The 1,225-nt window shown below is 52.7% G+C and carries 1 protein-coding gene and 1 pseudogene; both read right to left on the bottom strand.

Translation table 11 applies throughout. The features are described 5' to 3' along the window. Positions 1 to 706: bifunctional DNA-formamidopyrimidine glycosylase/DNA-(apurinic or apyrimidinic site) lyase (gene mutM, locus A918_RS0113820; protein ID WP_022711638.1), on the bottom strand; the 706-nt coding region annotated here is incomplete at its 3' end. Continuing rightward, positions 699 to 1,225 (bottom strand): annotated as a pseudogene (locus A918_RS0113825) (phosphopentomutase); the annotation flags it as partial. The gene mutM and the pseudogene A918_RS0113825, both read right to left, overlap by 8 nt.

A 1,225-nucleotide genomic window follows, 5' to 3' on the forward strand; every position in this document is an offset into this window, starting at 1 on the left:
TGGCTTCGGCAATCACCTCGCGGACAGAAGTCGCCAGCGATTCTGCCAGTTGCGGATCCTGCGCGACATCTCCGGCAGCACGCAAAGGTGAAAGGCCGGAGCGCCACAAAGCTTCGCAGACATAAATATTGCCAAGACCGGCAATCAACCGCTGATCCAGCAGTGCCGCTTTTAAAGTGATTTTCTTGTTACGGAATAAGTCTGCAAGCACCGCGCCTGACAGGCTGTTGCCTGTCGGCTCAATGCCAAGATTTTTCAGGGACGGATGCGTTTCCAGCTCTCCGGCACCGCATAACAGCAAAAACCCGAAACGACGCGGATCATTATAGATCACCTGACGCTGCCCGTAATTCTCTATCTGCAAGTGAAAAACCACATGGTCATGGGTCGTATTCTTGGCGCGCGGATAATGAAAATCATCTGCCAAGCGATGTCCGGATGAAGAACGCAAATCAGGTTCAACCCTGTACGAGCCGGACATACCCAGATGACTGATCAGACTGGCACCGTCTTCAAATTCGATCAGCAGATATTTGGCACGCCGCCCCAGCGAGATAATTTTTTGCCCCTGCAGACGCTCACTCAGCTTTTCAGGAAAAGGAAAACGCAGGTCAGGACGGTTTAAAACCAGCCCTTCAACAGTTGCGCCTTCCATAACCGGTTGCAAACCGCGACGGACCGTTTCCACCTCCGGTAATTCAGGCATCACTCTCTCCGCTGCGTTCTGACTGCCGATAGCCGGTATGAGCCATCAGAAAATCTTCACCGGCAAGATCATTTTTCAACCCCAGATAGGCGGCTACAGATTTACCAATATCCGCAAAACTGTTGCGCATACCGATTGTGCCGCTCTCCGCACCGGCGATCAATACAGGCACACATTCACGGGTATGGTCACTTCCCTGCCAGCCCGGATCACAACCATGATCTGCGGTCAGAATTAGCACATCCCCCTCGCGCATTTTGCCGAGAATTTCCGGCAGGCGCTTATCGAAGGCTTCAAGTGCGGCGGCATAACCGGCAATGTCGCGCCTGTGACCGTAAAGCATATCGAAATCCACCAGATTGGTGAAAATCAGGTCACCATCACCGGCCTCATTCATTGCCTCCAGCGTGGCATCAACTAAGGCCTGATTGCCATGCGCTTTGCGCAATTGCGTCACGCCTGACCCGGCAAAAATATCACTGATTTTTCCGACCGCATAAACATCATGTCCGGATGCTT

The organism is Pseudochrobactrum sp. AO18b, from assembly GCF_000409565.1.
GTDB classification, from domain to species: domain Bacteria; phylum Pseudomonadota; class Alphaproteobacteria; order Rhizobiales; family Rhizobiaceae; genus Pseudochrobactrum; species Pseudochrobactrum saccharolyticum.